Origin of the sequence: Nocardiopsis sp. NPDC006198, assembly GCF_040613895.1 — a bacterium.
Classification (GTDB): domain Bacteria; phylum Actinomycetota; class Actinomycetes; order Streptosporangiales; family Streptosporangiaceae; genus Nocardiopsis; species Nocardiopsis tropica.
In genome coordinates this window covers 1-14,244 of the sequence record NZ_JBEXSY010000103.1, presented here as the reverse complement: position 1 = coordinate 14,244, position 14,244 = coordinate 1, and the positions used below count along the sequence as shown (strand labels likewise).

9 protein-coding genes and 1 tRNA gene are annotated in these 14,244 nt (G+C 73.4%); 8 read left to right on the top strand and 2 right to left on the bottom strand.

Annotated features, from left to right (window positions below; all coding sequences use genetic code 11):
• Positions 1-658: histidine kinase (locus ABZ234_RS32975; protein WP_355014656.1), on the bottom strand; the 658-nt coding region annotated here is incomplete at its 3' end.
• 312 nt (positions 659-970) lie between these two features.
• Between ABZ234_RS32975 and ABZ234_RS32970 the strand changes: the two genes are divergently transcribed.
• A complete protein-coding gene (locus ABZ234_RS32970) occupies positions 971-2,125 on the top strand; it encodes a histidine kinase (protein WP_355014655.1) in 1,155 nt (384 codons plus the stop codon).
• Complete coding sequence (locus ABZ234_RS32965) at positions 2,122-2,781, top strand: response regulator transcription factor (RefSeq protein ID WP_344177048.1); 660 nt, start codon at positions 2,122-2,124, stop codon at positions 2,779-2,781. The genes ABZ234_RS32970 and ABZ234_RS32965 overlap by 4 nt, the downstream gene beginning before the upstream one ends.
• A gap of 79 nt (positions 2,782-2,860) precedes the next feature.
• Here the strand turns inward: ABZ234_RS32965 and ABZ234_RS32960 are convergent.
• Positions 2,861-2,945, bottom strand: a tRNA-Leu gene (locus ABZ234_RS32960).
• A 143-nt stretch (positions 2,946-3,088) separates the two neighbouring features.
• On the opposite strand from ABZ234_RS32960, the gene ABZ234_RS32955 reads away from it, so the two are divergent.
• The 6 genes from ABZ234_RS32955 to tmk all read left to right on the top strand — a co-directional run bounded on the left by ABZ234_RS32955 (position 3,089) and on the right by tmk (position 14,123).
• Positions 3,089-4,411, top strand: coding sequence for a M20/M25/M40 family metallo-hydrolase (locus ABZ234_RS32955; RefSeq protein ID WP_267946883.1), 1,323 nt, complete (start codon positions 3,089-3,091; stop codon positions 4,409-4,411).
• A gap of 225 nt (positions 4,412-4,636) precedes the next feature.
• Complete coding sequence (locus tag ABZ234_RS32950; protein WP_355014654.1) at positions 4,637-5,674, top strand: hypothetical protein; 1,038 nt, start codon at positions 4,637-4,639, stop codon at positions 5,672-5,674.
• 160 nt (positions 5,675-5,834) lie between these two features.
• On the top strand, positions 5,835-6,560 hold the full coding sequence (locus ABZ234_RS32945; RefSeq protein WP_355014653.1) for a chaplin family protein: 726 nt from the start codon (positions 5,835-5,837) through the stop codon (positions 6,558-6,560).
• A 347-nt stretch (positions 6,561-6,907) separates the two neighbouring features.
• Positions 6,908-8,287, top strand: coding sequence for a hypothetical protein (locus ABZ234_RS32940; RefSeq protein WP_355014652.1), 1,380 nt, complete (start codon positions 6,908-6,910; stop codon positions 8,285-8,287).
• 637 nt (positions 8,288-8,924) lie between these two features.
• Positions 8,925-11,753, top strand: coding sequence for a type I DNA topoisomerase (topA, locus tag ABZ234_RS32935; RefSeq protein ID WP_355014651.1), 2,829 nt, complete (start codon positions 8,925-8,927; stop codon positions 11,751-11,753).
• A 270-nt stretch (positions 11,754-12,023) separates the two neighbouring features.
• A complete protein-coding gene (gene tmk / locus ABZ234_RS32930; protein WP_355014650.1) occupies positions 12,024-14,123 on the top strand; it encodes a dTMP kinase in 2,100 nt (699 codons plus the stop codon).
• Positions 14,124-14,244: the final 121 nt, after the last annotated feature.

The window sequence follows — 14,244 nt, the reverse complement described above, 5'->3', positions numbered from 1 at the left end:
TGTCGGTGCGCACCAGCCGGCGGGCCAGCGCGGTCTTGAGCTTGACCACGTGCAGCGTGTGGCCCTGGATGTCGTGCAGGTCGCTGGCGAAGCGCATCCGCTCCCGGGCCACGGCCAGCTCGGCCTCGCGCTCCCTCGACTCCTCCAGCTCCGCGACGAGGCGCGAGACCATCTGGGTGAGGGAGGTGAGGACGACCGCCACCACGGCGATGCCCGCGGAGCCGACGACGTACTCCAGCAGGGTGTCGACGACCTCCCCCGGCGCGACCGCCAGCCTCGCCGCGAGGACCGCGGCCACGAAGCCGGCCAGCCCCAGCACGGCCGCCCTCCGGCGGCGGTGCGCCTGGTGCACGGCGACGGTCCCCACGACGGCGAAGCCGTAGGACGCGGTCGGCGTCTCCGCCACCAGGACCCCGAAGAGCCACACGGCCCCGGTGACGGCGAGGGCCGGGAACGGGACACGGGGGACGCGGCCCTCCGCCCACCGCGTGACGGTCACCGCCGCCGTCGCCACCCCCAGGGCCAGGACGAGGGCCTGCCACCAGGTCGGCGCGTCGATCACCACCAGGAGCGCCCCCACGGTGGAGAGCGAGGCGAACACGATGCCGAGGTTGACGGTGCGCAACTCCCCCCGGGACGCGTCGGCGTGCTCGGACATCGTGCGGGCCCCGGACCGGGACGGCGTCACCGGTACCCGCCCGGGGCGCGGACCGGGGAGGCCGGGAGGGGGCGGGGCCCCGGGCGGACGGGCGGACCCGCGGCCGCGGCGACCGCCGGCGGAACGCGCGGGCGTCTGGTGTCCATGCGGGGCTCTCCGGGATCGGCGGCGGGATCTCCCCCAGTATTCCCCCCGCCCGGCGGCGCCACCAGTGACACCGCGTCACGGGTCCGCCCGGGGCCGGGCGCACGGCGCGGCGGCCCCGTCCCCCGCCGCGCGGACGGGGGCGGATCCGCCACTACACTTCCTCCGGTGATCGATCTACGGCGGGCCGCGGAACTGTGGCGGGGCCTCGACGTCACGGTCCGGGACCTCCCGCTGGGACTGGTGTTCTTCGCCGCGTCGTTCGTGCCGTCGCTCCACAACCACGGGACGATGCTCGGGGGCGTCCCCGACCGCCCCTTCGACCTGCTCGCCGTCGTGGCGATCGCCCTCCAGTGCCTTCCGCTCGCCCTGCGCCGGCGGTGGCCGGCCGCCTCCCTCGCCCTGGTGTCCGCGGGCTTCGCCGTCGACCAGCTCATGGGCTACCACACGCTCGCCGGCACGGGGCTGGCCATCGCGGTGCTGAGCGCGGGCGCCCACGTGGAACGGCGCCGGCGCGCCACCGTGCTCGTCCTGACGGCCGCCTACGCGGTGCTGTGGGCGGCGCTCGCGCAGCTCGGCACGGGCGAGACGCCGGTCGGTTTCGCGACGTTCTACCTGGCGCTGGCCTTCGTGTGGGGCATCGGGGCGTGGCTGCGGTCCACCCGGGCCATGGAGGCCGAACGCCGCCGCCGCGTCGCCGAGGACACCCGCACCGCCGAGCGCACCCGCATCGCGCGCGAGCTCCACGACGTCGTCACCCACCACGTGACCGCGATGGTGGTGCAGGCCGAGGCGGCGCGCTACCTGACCGCGGACCCCGAGCGGCTCGACGGTTCGCTGACCGCCGTCACCGACACCGGCCGCAGGGCCATCACCGACCTGCGGAGCCTGCTCGACCTCCTCAACCCCGACCACGGCGCCGGGGCCAGGACGCCCCCCGTCGGCCGGGTCCTCACGCTCGTGGAGCAGACGCGCCGGGCCGGGCAGCCGGTGGAGTTCTCCGAGGAGGGCGCCCCCGCCGAGTCGACGGGCGGCGCCGACCTCGTGGCCTTCCGGGTCGTGCAGGAGGCCCTGACGAACGCCCTCAAGCACGCCCGGGGCAGCCGAACCTCGGTCCTGGTGCGCCACGGCGAGAAGGAGATCACCGTGGAGGTCGGCACGGAGGGCCCCGGCCCGCGGACCGGCTCCCCCGGCGGGAGCGGGCGCGGCCTCGCCGGGCTCCGCGAGCGGGTCGACGTCCTGGGCGGCGACCTGGAGGCGGGACCCGGGCCGGAGGGCGGCTTCGTCGTGAGGGCGCGCATACCCGCGGGGAGCCGCTCGTGACCGCGCCGATCCGGGTCCTGGTCTGCGACGACCAGGTGCTGATCCGCACGGGGCTGGTGACGATCATCGGCGCCCAGCCCGACATGGAGGTCGTGGGCGAGTGCGGGGACGGGCGGACCGCGGTCGACCTCAGCGGCCGGCTGGGTCCGGACGTCGTGGTGATGGACGTGCGCATGCCGGTGCTCGACGGCATCGGGGCCACCCGCCTGCTGGCCGGCGCCGGGGTGCGCGCGCCCGTCAAGGTGCTCGTGGTGACGACGTTCAACCTGGACGAGTACGTCTACGAGGCGCTGCGCGCGGGGGCGAGCGGGTTCCTGCTCAAGGACGCGCCGCCCGGGCAGCTGCTGCACGGCATCCGGACCGTGGCCTCGGGCGCGGCGCTGCTGGACCCCGGGGTGACCCGCCAGCTCGTGGGAAGGTACGCCGCCCGTGTCCGGCCGGCCGGGGGCTCCCCGGACGACACCCCGCTGACCCCCCGCGAACTGGAGGTCCTGCGCCTCATCGCGGACGGCCTCTCCAACAGGGAGATCGCCGGGGCCCTCGTGATCAGCCAGGAGACCGTCAAGACCTTCGTCTCGCGCATCCTCGCCAAGCTCGCGCTCCGCGACCGCGTCCAGGCCGTCGTCTACGCCTACCGCCACGGCCTGGTGGCCTGAGGGACCGCGGCCCCGCCGCGGGTCCGGCCGACAGGGCCCGGACAACAAAAAAGGCCCTGGTACCAGGGCCTTCTGTTTGTGTCCGAGGGGGGACTTGAACCCCCATACCCTTAACGGGCACTAGCACCTCAAGCTAGCGCGTCTACCTATTCCGCCACCCGGACCGGGTGTCCGGCGCCTGCCGCGCCGTACAGGTCAACCATAGCAAAAGTCTGGGGTGGCACGAACCAGGTTTTCCGCCGGGGGGCCTCCATGGCAGGGTCGGGGGGACAGCACGGCAAAAGGTGCGGCTGGACGGGAGCGTCAGATGGCAGAGCCAGACAGGGTCCTGAGCGCGGCGGAGGTGGAGGTCGTCGACCTGTGCCGGGAGCTCATCGAGTTCGACACCTCCAACTACGGCGACCATTCGGGGCCGGGGGAGCGCAAGGCGGCGGAGTACGTCGCCGCCAAGCTCGACGAGGTCGGCGTCGAGTCGAGGATCTACGAGAAGCACCCGGGGCGCAGCAACGTCGTGGCCCGGATCACGGGGGAGGACTCCACCCGCCCCCCGCTGCTCATCCACGGCCACCTGGACGTCGTCCCCGCGGCGCCCGAGGACTGGACCCACCACCCCTTCGCGGGGGAGGTCGCCGACGGGTGCGTGTGGGGCCGCGGCGCGGTCGACATGAAGAACATGAACGCGATGGTCCTGGCCATGCTGCGCCAGCGGCTCCGGGAGGGGCGCCGCCCCCCGCGCGACATCGTCCTGGCCTTCCTCGCCGACGAGGAGGCGGGCGGCACCTGGGGCGCCCAGTACCTCGTGGACGAGCACCCGGACCTGTTCGCCGACTGCGATTCGGCGATCAGCGAGGTCGGCGGGTTCTCGTTCACGGTGAAGGAGGACCGCCGCCTCTACCTGGTGGAGACCGCGGAGAAGGGCATCGCCTGGATGAAGCTGACCGCGCGCGGCACGGCCGGGCACGGTTCGATGACCAACAGGGACAACGCCGTCACCGAGCTGGCGGAGGCGGTCGCGCGTCTGGGCCGGCACGAGTTCCCGCTCGACCTCACCCCGACCGTGCGGACCTTCCTGGAGGAGATCTGCGAGGAGTTCGGCATCCCCTTCGACGAGAAGGACGTCGACGCCACGGTCGCCCGCCTGGGTCCGATCTCCCGCATGATCGGCGCCACCCTCCGCAACACCCTCAACCCGACGGTGCTGGGGGGCGGGTACAAGGCCAACGTCATCCCGGGCGAGGCCACCGCCCAGATCGACGGCCGCTTCCTGCCGGGCACCGAGGACGCGTACTTCGCGAAGATCGACGAGCTGCTCGGCCCGAAGGTCGACCGCGAGTTCATCCACCACCTGCCGGCCGTGGAGACGCCCTTCGAGGGCGGCCTGGTCAACGCCATGTCGGAGTCCCTGCTGGCGGAGGACCCGGGGGCCAAGGCCGTCCCCTACTGCCTCTCCGGCGGGACCGACGCCAAGAGCTTCTCCCGCCTCGGCGTGCGCAACTACGGCTTCGCGCCGCTCAAGCTCCCCCCGGAGCTGGACTTCGCGGGCATGTTCCACGGCGTGGACGAGCGGGTCCCGGTGGACGGCCTCCAGTTCGGCGTCAGGGTCCTGGACCGTTTCGTCGGATTGAGCTGACCTCGACGCGTTTTGCGGTGTCGTGCCTGGTGAACCGCGCCGAAAACTTTTTCGGCGCGGTTCACGTTTCGGTGTTGCATCACCCAACGTGATGCTACGGTTGCTTTGAGTTCGAGGGTGTCGTGGTTCTCCCTCCCGCCTCCGTGCGGGTCGGAGCGGCACCGGTACGACCGTGGCGGCCCAGCCGCACGGGACCGTCCAGCGGCAGCGAAACGAGAGGGCGTCATGGTGCTCACGGGCAGGGGGTGGCTGGTGTCGACCGGTCGCGCTGCCTGTGTGTCCCGCAACGCCTGTGCCCGTCTGCTGCTCCTGTCCGGCATCGTCGCCGTCGCTTGGCTGGCCGGGGGGATCGGTGTCGCCCACAGCGACACCGCTCCCGGCTCCGACGGCCTCGTCGACCGCGTCATGGGCGTCGGCGACACCGCGGAGGACGCCGGCCGGGCCGCGACCCAGGAGCTCCGGAAGACCCGGGTCTCCGACGCCGCCGCCGGTGCGGGTTCCGCGACCGGTTCGCTGGCGGGGGCCGTGGCGCCCCGGGCCGCCGCCCTTCCCTCCCGCGCCCTGGACGAGACGGGTGTCTCGTCCGCGCTGGAGGAGAGCAGGGCGGGAGCCGCGGCGGCCAGGGTCGTGGACGACACCGCGGCCACCGTGGACGGGACCGCCCGCGGCGCGGGAAGCCTCGTCGGCGGCATCGCCCGCACCGGTCAGGACGTGGTGCGGTCCACCGACGGCTCGCTGCGCGACAGCGGACTCGTGGACACGGTCGCCGCCGGGCTGACCGAGTCCACACGGGTCGTCCAGGGCGGCATCGACGGGGCCGCGAACGCGACGGCCCCCCTGGGCCTGCCCGTCCTCGCCGCCACCGACGAACTCCCCATCGACCCGGCCGGCCCCGCCGTCGAGCGCGCCGCCGCCGAGACCGCTCGGGGCGCCGACGCGCCCCGTCCCGGTACGGCGGCGGACACCAGCGCCTCCGCGGTGCCGTCCGCATGGAGTTCGGCCGCCGTCGAGGCGGCCGAGCGGGTGCATGACGACGACCCCGGTGAGCGCATCCGCCTCATCGGCGGAGGCGGCTCGCACCATTCGGCCGGAGCGGACGCCACCGGCGCCGCCGCCCCGTCCTTCCCCGCGCCCGGCGCCGCCGGGTTCCTGATGGCCCGGGCCGCCCACCTGGCTCCCCGTGCCCAGCGGGTCGCCCTTCCCGGCGACCCCACCCTGGTCGTCCGCGACGCCGCGGACGACCCCAGCTTCGCCCCCGACTAGCCGCGTTCCCGACCGCGGCCGGTCCGTGCGCTCCCGCACGCAGCCGTCCCGCCGACTCCGGCGGGCGTGCCTTCTCACCGGCTTTCCCAGAGCCTGAAGCTCTCCGACCGCGGTCACACGTGTAGCCAGCCGATCCTTCTCGCTGACATAAGGACACGCGATGACCCACGAGACACAAGCACGTATCGCCGCCCTGGTGACCGCCGGCTTCATCGCCGCCACGGCCGCCGCCACCGCCGGAACCGCCTACGCCGACACCGTCACCAGCGGAAACGGCTCCATCGGCGGAGGCAACCAGCTCAACGCCGACCTCGACGTCCCGCTGAACGTCTGCGGGAACGCGATCGCGATCCTCGGCCTCGCCGGCGCCCAGTGCACGGACTCCGGAGCCGCCGTCATCGAGGACAAGTCGTCCTCCGTCCGAGGGCCGAAGGGCGGCTACGAGGGCGCGGAGGAGGCCCCCGGCGGGGAAGCCCCCGGCGAAGAGGCCCCCGGCGGGGGGTCCACCGAGGGCGAGAACCCCGGGGAGGAGGCCCCCGAGGGTGAGGACCCCGGCCAGGGCGTCCCGCCCGAGGTCCCCGAGGACCGTGAGGGGCTCGCCGAGGAGAGCTCCGCGCCGGTGGACGAGCAGCCCGCGCCCGACCCGTCCGCCTCCCCGGCCGGACCGTCCGCGGAGCAGCCCGACCAGCAGTCCTTCGAGCAGTCCGCGGAGGAGCGGTCCGAGCAGACCTTCGGGCAGCCCGCCGAGCAGGGCCCGGGTGCGGAGCTCGCGGTCACCGGCGCCGACTCCACCGGCCTGTTCGGCCTGGTCGCCGCCGCGGTCGCCGCGGTCGCCGCCGGGGCCGGCCTGGTCGTGGCGGGGATGCGGCGCAGGGCCCGCTCCTGATCGGCTCCCCGGGCCGCCCCGCGCGGCCCGGGGGCTGACGCGAGTCCCGTAGCACCGGCCGAGGCCACGTGCTCGGGGTTCACGTCAGCCGCCGCCCAACCAGGGCGGAGCTGATCGACGGGGCGCGCGCGTCACCCGCAACCAGCGGGCGCCGACCGCGGCGCGCTCTCCTGAACCGGCCGGCACGCACCGCCCAGGTGTGAGGCCGTCCGGATGATCCCCGGCCCCGGCCGGAGGCCTGCACCCCACCCAGGGATGTGGCACGGCCTGTTGCCCGAGCACAAGCACGCACAAGCACACCTGTTCTCTTCAACATGTCTTCATGTCTTCTCGAAAGGACTCCCCACATGCGTAAGTGGGCCAGCATCTCCGCGAAGTCCGCGCTCATGGCGGCGGGATTCGTCGCTCTGGGCACCGGCGTGGCCTTCGCCGACACCGAGCCCGTGACCTCGGGCAACGGTTCGATCCTGGGCGGCAACCAGGCGGTCGCCAACCTCGACGTCCCGGTCAACGTCTGCGGGAACGCGATCAGCGCCGTCCTGGGCACGTCCGGCGCCCAGTGCACGGACTCCGGCGCCGCCGTGGTCGACCACCACAGCGGCGAGGTCGCGACCTCGGGCAACGGTTCCGTCCTGGGCGGCAACCAGCTCGTGGTGGACGGCGACGTCCCCGTGAACGTCTCCGGCAACGCGATCGCCGCGGTGGGCGGCATCGCGGGCGCCGCGGCCACCGACACCGGCGCCCTGGTCCACGAGGGCGGTCACCACGGCCACCACGGCCACCACGGCCACGACGAGCGCGGCCACGCCCACCAGCAGGGCCACGACGGCTACGACGTCGTGCACCAGGGCCACGAGCACCACGGGCACGACCACGACCCGGACGTCGCCACCTCGGGCAACGGCTCGGTCGCGGGCGGCAACCAGCTGGTCGCCGACCTGGACGTCCCGGTCAACGTCTCCGGCAACGCGATCAGCGCCGTGGCGGGCGTCGCGGGCGCCGCGGCCACCGACACCGGGGCCCTGGTCCACGAGGGCGGCGGCCGTCACCACCAGTCCGCCCCCGCCGGGCTCACGGCGATGGACCTGGTCAACGAGGCCGTCTCGAACGCCAGCATCCTGCCCGACACCTCCGGCGTGGACGCGGGCATCCTGCGCCAGTCGGCCGAGCGGGAGCACCAGTCGGGCGTCGCGACCTCCGGCAACGGCTCGCTCGTGGGCGGCAACCAGCTGGTCGCGGCCCTGGACGTCCCGGTCAACGTGTCCGGCAACGCGATCGGCGCCGTGGGCGGCGTCGCGGGCGCCGCGGCCACCGACACCGGGGCCCTGGTCCTGGAGGAGGAGCCCCACGTCGCCACCTCGGGCAACGGCTCGGCCGTGGGCGGCAACCAGCTGGTCGCGCACGCGGACGTCCCCGTCAACGTGACCGGCAACGCCGTCGCCGCCGTCGCGAGCCTGGCGGGCGCCAGCTCCACCGACAACGGCGCCGCGGTCGTGCACCAGAGCGCGACCGAGCACCAGTCGGGCGTGCTGCAGGACGCCCCGGTCGTGCGCGACCTGCCCGAGATCCCCGTCTCGCAGATGCTGCCCGTCGACTACACCCTGAGCGAGACCACGCACCAGGCCGTGGCGGAGCACGCTCCCGAGCACGTGGACCAGCTGCCCGCTCCGGCTCCGAGCGTGGACCCCGTCGGCACCCTGCTCGGCGCCGCGGGCGTCGGCCTGTAGCGACCGTCGTGGGGTGGGCCCGGGGGCCCGCCGACCGGCCTGGAGGGTGACGGCGCCTCGTTCCGTTTGGAACGCGGTGGACTGCGAGGTGCCCAATCCCACAGGACGGCGGTGGCCCCCGGGCGGGACCCCGCTCCGGCACACCGGTGCCGTGTGCGTCCGCAGAGCAGGATGAGTCGCCTCCGCACTCCCGTTCCGTTTGGAACGCGGTGGACTGCGGGAGGGTGGAGGTGACGACGCCGGCTCAGGACGTGAGCCGAGTCCTCCCGGGAATATCCGGGAGGACTCGCCGCATTCTGGGGGATATCGGCACTCGGACGTTTGTAAGTGTGACCGAAGTCACTCGCAAGACGGGTTCCAGGTGCTCGACGAAGGCGGCGACCGTTGACCGACGGGCGTTGCCAGGACCGCTCGCGTACGCTACGGACCGGTACCGGTGCGCGAAGCGCTTATTCTGCGGATGCCGGTGGGTGTGAGCCGGGCGCCCTGCCCGGGGCGGTGGACCCCGCACACGCGGAGAGGGCCCCGCACGCCCATCGACGGGGGAGTGCCTGGAGTTTCGGTTACTGTCGGTTCCCACGGGAACCGACAGACCGCGGCCGGATAGATCACGTAAGGCTAGACGTAGGGGAACAGCGTGCCACCCACGAAGGGCAGCGCCGGCAAGAACGGCTCGAAGGACAGCGGACGGCAGGGGGCGGGCACCGCTCTGGTCATCGTCGAGTCGCCCGCCAAGGCGAAGACCATCGCCGGTTATCTGGGGCGCGGCTACGTCGTGGAGTCCAGCATCGGCCACATCCGCGACCTGCCCAACAAGGCCGCCGAGATCCCCGCCAAGTACAAGGGGGAGTCCTGGGCCCGGCTCGGCGTGGACGTCGACGGCGACTTCGAGCCGCTCTACGTCGTCAACGCGGACAAGAAGTCGCACGTCAGGAAGCTCAAGGAGCTCATGGCGGACGCCGACCTCCTCCTGCTCGCCACAGATGAGGACCGCGAGGGCGAGGCCATCGCCTGGCACCTGCTGGAAGAGCTCAAGCCCAAGATCCCCGTCCGCCGCATGGTGTTCAACGAGATCACCAAGGACGCCATCCAGCGCGCGGCGAACAACACCCGCGACCTGAACACCCGCCTGGTCAACGCCCAGGAGACCCGGCGCATCCTGGACCGCCTCTACGGCTACGAGGTCTCCCCCGTGCTGTGGAAGAAGGTCATGCCGAAGCTCTCGGCGGGCCGCGTCCAGTCCGTGGCCACCCGGCTGGTGGTGGAGCGCGAGCGCGAGCGCATGGCGTTCACGTCCGCCGAGTACTGGGACCTCAAGGCGCTCTTCGACGCGAGCGAGGCGGGCGTCCCCGAGGGGCCGGCGACCTTCCCCGCCACCCTCGTCTCCGTGGACGGCACCCGCGTCGCCGTCGGCCGCGACTTCACCCCCCAGGGCGCGCTGCGCTCGGACCGCGGGGTCCGCCAGCTGGACGAGGCGACGGCGCGCGGCCTGGCCGAGCGCCTGGCGGGGGCCGGGTTCTCGGTCCGCTCGGTCGAGCGCAAGCCCTACCGCCGCTCCCCGTACGCCCCGTTCCGCACCACGACCCTCCAGCAGGAGGCCTCGCGCAAGCTCGGGCTGTCCGCCAAGCAGACCATGCAGGTCGCCCAGCGGCTGTACGAGAACGGCTACATCACCTACATGCGCACCGACAGCACCACGCTGTCGGACAGCGCCGTCGGCGCGGCCCGCTCCCAGGTGCGCAGCCTGTACGGCGGCGACTACCTCCCCGACAAGCCTCGCGTGTACGCCAAGAAGGTCAAGAACGCGCAGGAGGCGCACGAGGCGATCCGCCCCGCGGGCGACGCCTTCCGCACCCCCGCCTCGACCGGCCTCTCCGGGCCCGAGTTCCGGCTCTACGAGCTGATCTGGAAGCGCACCGTCGCCTCCCAGATGAAGGACGCGGTCGGCGAGTCGGTCACCGTGCGCATCGAGGGGACCTCCTCCACCGGGGAGGTCGCCGAGTTCAGCGCGACCGGCAAGATCATCACCTTCCACGGCTTCCTCAAGGCCTACGTGGAGGGGTCCGACGACCCCGCCGCCGACCTGGACGACCGCGAGCGCCGCCTGCCCGCGATGGCCGAGGGCGACCCGCTCAAGGCGCAGAACCTGGAGGCGGAGGGGCACAGCACCCGGCCGCCCGCGCGCTACACCGAGGCGTCGCTCGTCAAGGAGCTGGAGGAGCGGGAGATCGGCCGCCCCTCCACCTACGCGTCGATCCTCGGCACCATCCTCGACCGCGGCTACGTGTTCAAGAAGGGAACGGCGCTCGTGCCGTCCTTCCTGGCCTTCGCCGTGGTGCAGCTGATGGAGCGCCACTTCGGCAACCTGGTGGACTACGAGTTCACCGCCCGCCTGGAGGACGTGCTCGACGACATCGCCCGCGGAGAGGCGGAGAGCCTGCCCTGGCTGCGCCGCTTCTACTTCGGCGGGGAGGACACGGAGGGCCGCCGGGAGACCGGTCTCAAGGAGCTCGTGGGCGACCACCTCTCCGAGATCGACCCCAAGGAGGTCAGCTCCGTGCCCCTCCCCGGCACCGACATCGTGCTGCGGGTGGGCCGCTACGGCCCCTACCTGGACCGTGACGGCGTCCGGGTGAACGTGCCGGAGGACCTGGCGCCGGACGAGCTGACCGAGGCCAAGGCCGAGGAGCTCTTCGCCCAGCCCAGCGGCGACCGCGAGCTGGGGACCGACCCGGAGACCGGCCGCCCCGTCGTGGCCAAGACCGGCAGGTTCGGCCCCTACGTCACCGAGGTCATCGAGGAGCCGGAGGAGGCCGAGGGAGAGGCCAGGCCCAAGCGCGCCAAGGCCAAGGCCAAGCCCCGCACCAGCTCGCTCCTGAAGTCGATGAGCCTGGACACCGTCACCCTGGAGGACGCGCTGCGCCTGCTGTCGCTGCCCCGCGTGGTCGGCGAGATCGACGGCGAGGAGGTCACCGCGCAGAACGGGCGGTACGGCCCCTACCTCAAGAAGGGCACCGACAGCCGCTCCCTGGAGACCGAGGAGCAGATGTTCACGGTCACCCTCGACGAGGCGCGCGCGATCTTCGCCCAGCCCAAGCAGCGGGGCCGCCGCGCGGCGCCCCCGCCCCTGCGCGAGCTGGGCGAGGACCCGGTGTCGGGCGCCAAGATGGTCGTCAAGGACGGCCGCTTCGGCCCCTACGTCACCGACGGGGAGGTCAACGCCTCCCTGCGCAAGGACGACCAGGTCGAGTCGATCACCGACGAGCGCGCCTCGGAGCTGCTGGCCGAGCGCCGCGCCAAGGCGCCCGCCAAGAAGAAGCCCGCGGCCAAGAAGCCGGCCGCCAAGAAGGCGACGGCGGCGAAGACCGGCACGACCACCAGGACGGCCGCCAAGAAGGCCCCGGCCAAGAAGACCGGCGTCCCCCGCGCCTCCGCCGAGGAACCGGCGGAGGGGAACGGCCCGTAGCCGCCGCAGGGCCCCTCCTCCGGCCGCGGCCACAACCGAAGAACACCGCTCACCCGGGCGTCCCCCGAAGGGGTGCCCGGGTGAGTACTATCTCCGTGTCCGCACCGGGTGGGCCGTCTCCACCCCTGTTCGGCAATGATCTTCCGTACTAGTGTGGGCGTGACTCCCGAGGACGCAGAATCGTGTGCGCCCCCCGGCGTCATCCACCGAATTCTGGGACGGATCCCGTGTCCGTCGTTCCCTTTCCCCCTCACCGATATCTTGAGCGCTATGAGCAGATCTGCACCCGGAGCGCCAGTCGAGGCGCGAAACGTCCTCGCGATCACACCCTTCCGCAGGCTGTGGATCTCGCTTTCCCTCTCCAGCCTGGGCGACTGGCTGAGCCTCCTGGCCCTGATGTCCCTGGCGGCGATCTTCACCGCCGGCGGTTCCACGCTCGTGCAGTACGCGGCCGTCAGCGGCGTCGTGGTGATCAAGCTCGCCCCGCCGATCCTGCTGAGCCCGCTGGCCGGGGCGGTCGCGGACCGCCTCGACCGCAAGTGGACGATGGTCGCCACCGACGTCCTGCGCGGCCTCCTGTACGTCTCGATCCCCGTCGTGGGCCTCCTCGTGCCGGGCTTCGCCCTGGAGTGGCTGCTCATCGCCAGCCTCCTGGCGGAGCTCGCCGCCCTGTTCTGGACGCCGGCCAAGGACTCCGCCGTCCCCGGCCTGGTCCCCCGCAGGCTGCTGCCGCAGGCCGAACGGCTGAACCTGCTCACCACCTACGGCACGGCCCCGGTCGCGGCCCTGCTGTTCGCGGCCCTCGCCTCGGTCGGCAACGTGCTCGGCGCGCTGCTGCCCTCCATGGCGAGCCCCGAGGCCGACATCGCCCTCTACCTCAACGGCCTCACCTTCTTCGTCGCGGCGGCCGTCGTCGCCGTGCTGCCGATCCCCGGGCACAAGGCGTCCGGGGACGGCGGGAGCGGCATCCGCGACAGCGGGATCCTCCGCGTCGTGGCGACGGGCCGCCGCCCCGGGGGCGAGCCGCTCCCGCGCGGCCTCGTGGCGGGCCTGCTCGGATCGCTCGCGGGCGGCGCCGCCGTCATCGGCGTCGCGCGCGTCCACCTCGAGGCGCTGGGCGCGGGCAACGCCGGTTTCGGCGCCGTCTTCGCGGCGGTCTTCGCGGGCATGGCCCTCGGCGCGCTCGCCGGGCCCCGCGTCCTCAAGCAGTTCAGCCGCAGGCGCCTGCTCGGCCTGAGCGTCGCCCTCTCCGGCCTGGCCCTGCTGTTCACGGGCGCCGTCGGGGACACGGTGCTCATCGCCGTCCTCGCGGGGCTCCTCGGCGTGGGCGCGGGCATCGCCTGGGTCACCGGCCTGGCGCTGCTCGACGACGAGGTCGGGGACGAGAACCGGCAGGGCGCGGTCGTCTTCGTGCACGGCGCCGCCCGTGTCGCGCTGCCGGCCGCCATGGCGCTGGCGCCCCTGCTCGCCGGGCTCGTCGGCGACTACGCGATCCCGGTCGGCCCGCTCACCTACGACCTGCGCGGCGGCGGCGTCGTCCTGATGGCCTCCGGCCTGCTGGTCGTCCTCGTGGCACTGTTCTGCTACCGCCTGATGAACAAGGACCGCCCCGACGCCGGCCCCGGCCTGCTCCCCGAGCTCTTCGCCGCCCTGCGGGGCGTCGCGGTCAGCGACGGCGAGGGGGAGGCGGCCGTCCACTCCGGCGCGTTCATCGTGGTCGAGGGCGGTGAGGGCGCGGGCAAGTCCACCCAGGTGCGCGAGCTGACGGTGTGGCTGCGCGAGCAGGGCTTCGAGGTCATCGGCACCCGCCAGCCGGGGGCGACCAAGCTGGGCATGCGCCTGCGCGGTCTGCTCCTGGACCGGGAGAACTCGCACATCACCCCGCGCGCGGAGGTGCTGCTGTACACCGCGGACAAGGCCGACCACGTCGAGCAGGAGATCCTGCCCGCACTGCGCCGCGGCGCGGTCGTCATCAGCGACCGCTACGTGGACTCCCTGCTCGCCTACCAGGGCGCGGGACGCGACCTGTCCGTCGAGGACATCCGCGACATCAGCTCCTGGGCCACCCAGGGCCTGGTCCCCGACCTGACGGTACTGCTGGACGTGCGGCCCGAGGACGGGCTCGCCCGCCTGGGCGGTCCCGCCGACCGCATCGAGTCCGAGTCGGTGGAGTTCCACTCCAGGGTCCGCAAGGGCTTCCTGGAGCTGGCCAAGGCCGACCCCGACCGCTACCTCGTGCTGGACGCCCGGGAGCAGCAGGACAAGATCACCCGCGAGATCCAGCGCCGGATCCGCTCCGTCCTGCCCGACCCGGTGCCGAGCGGCGCCGAGGCCGTCACGGGCATGATCCCGGTGATCAGGGCCGACTGAGGGGGACGCCCGGCCCGGAGGGCCGGGACACGACGGACGGGGGGAGGCCCCGGCGGCTCGTCGCGCTCACCCCGCGGTAGTGCGAGCTCAAGCCCTACCATTTAGGGGCCGCCGTCCAGGC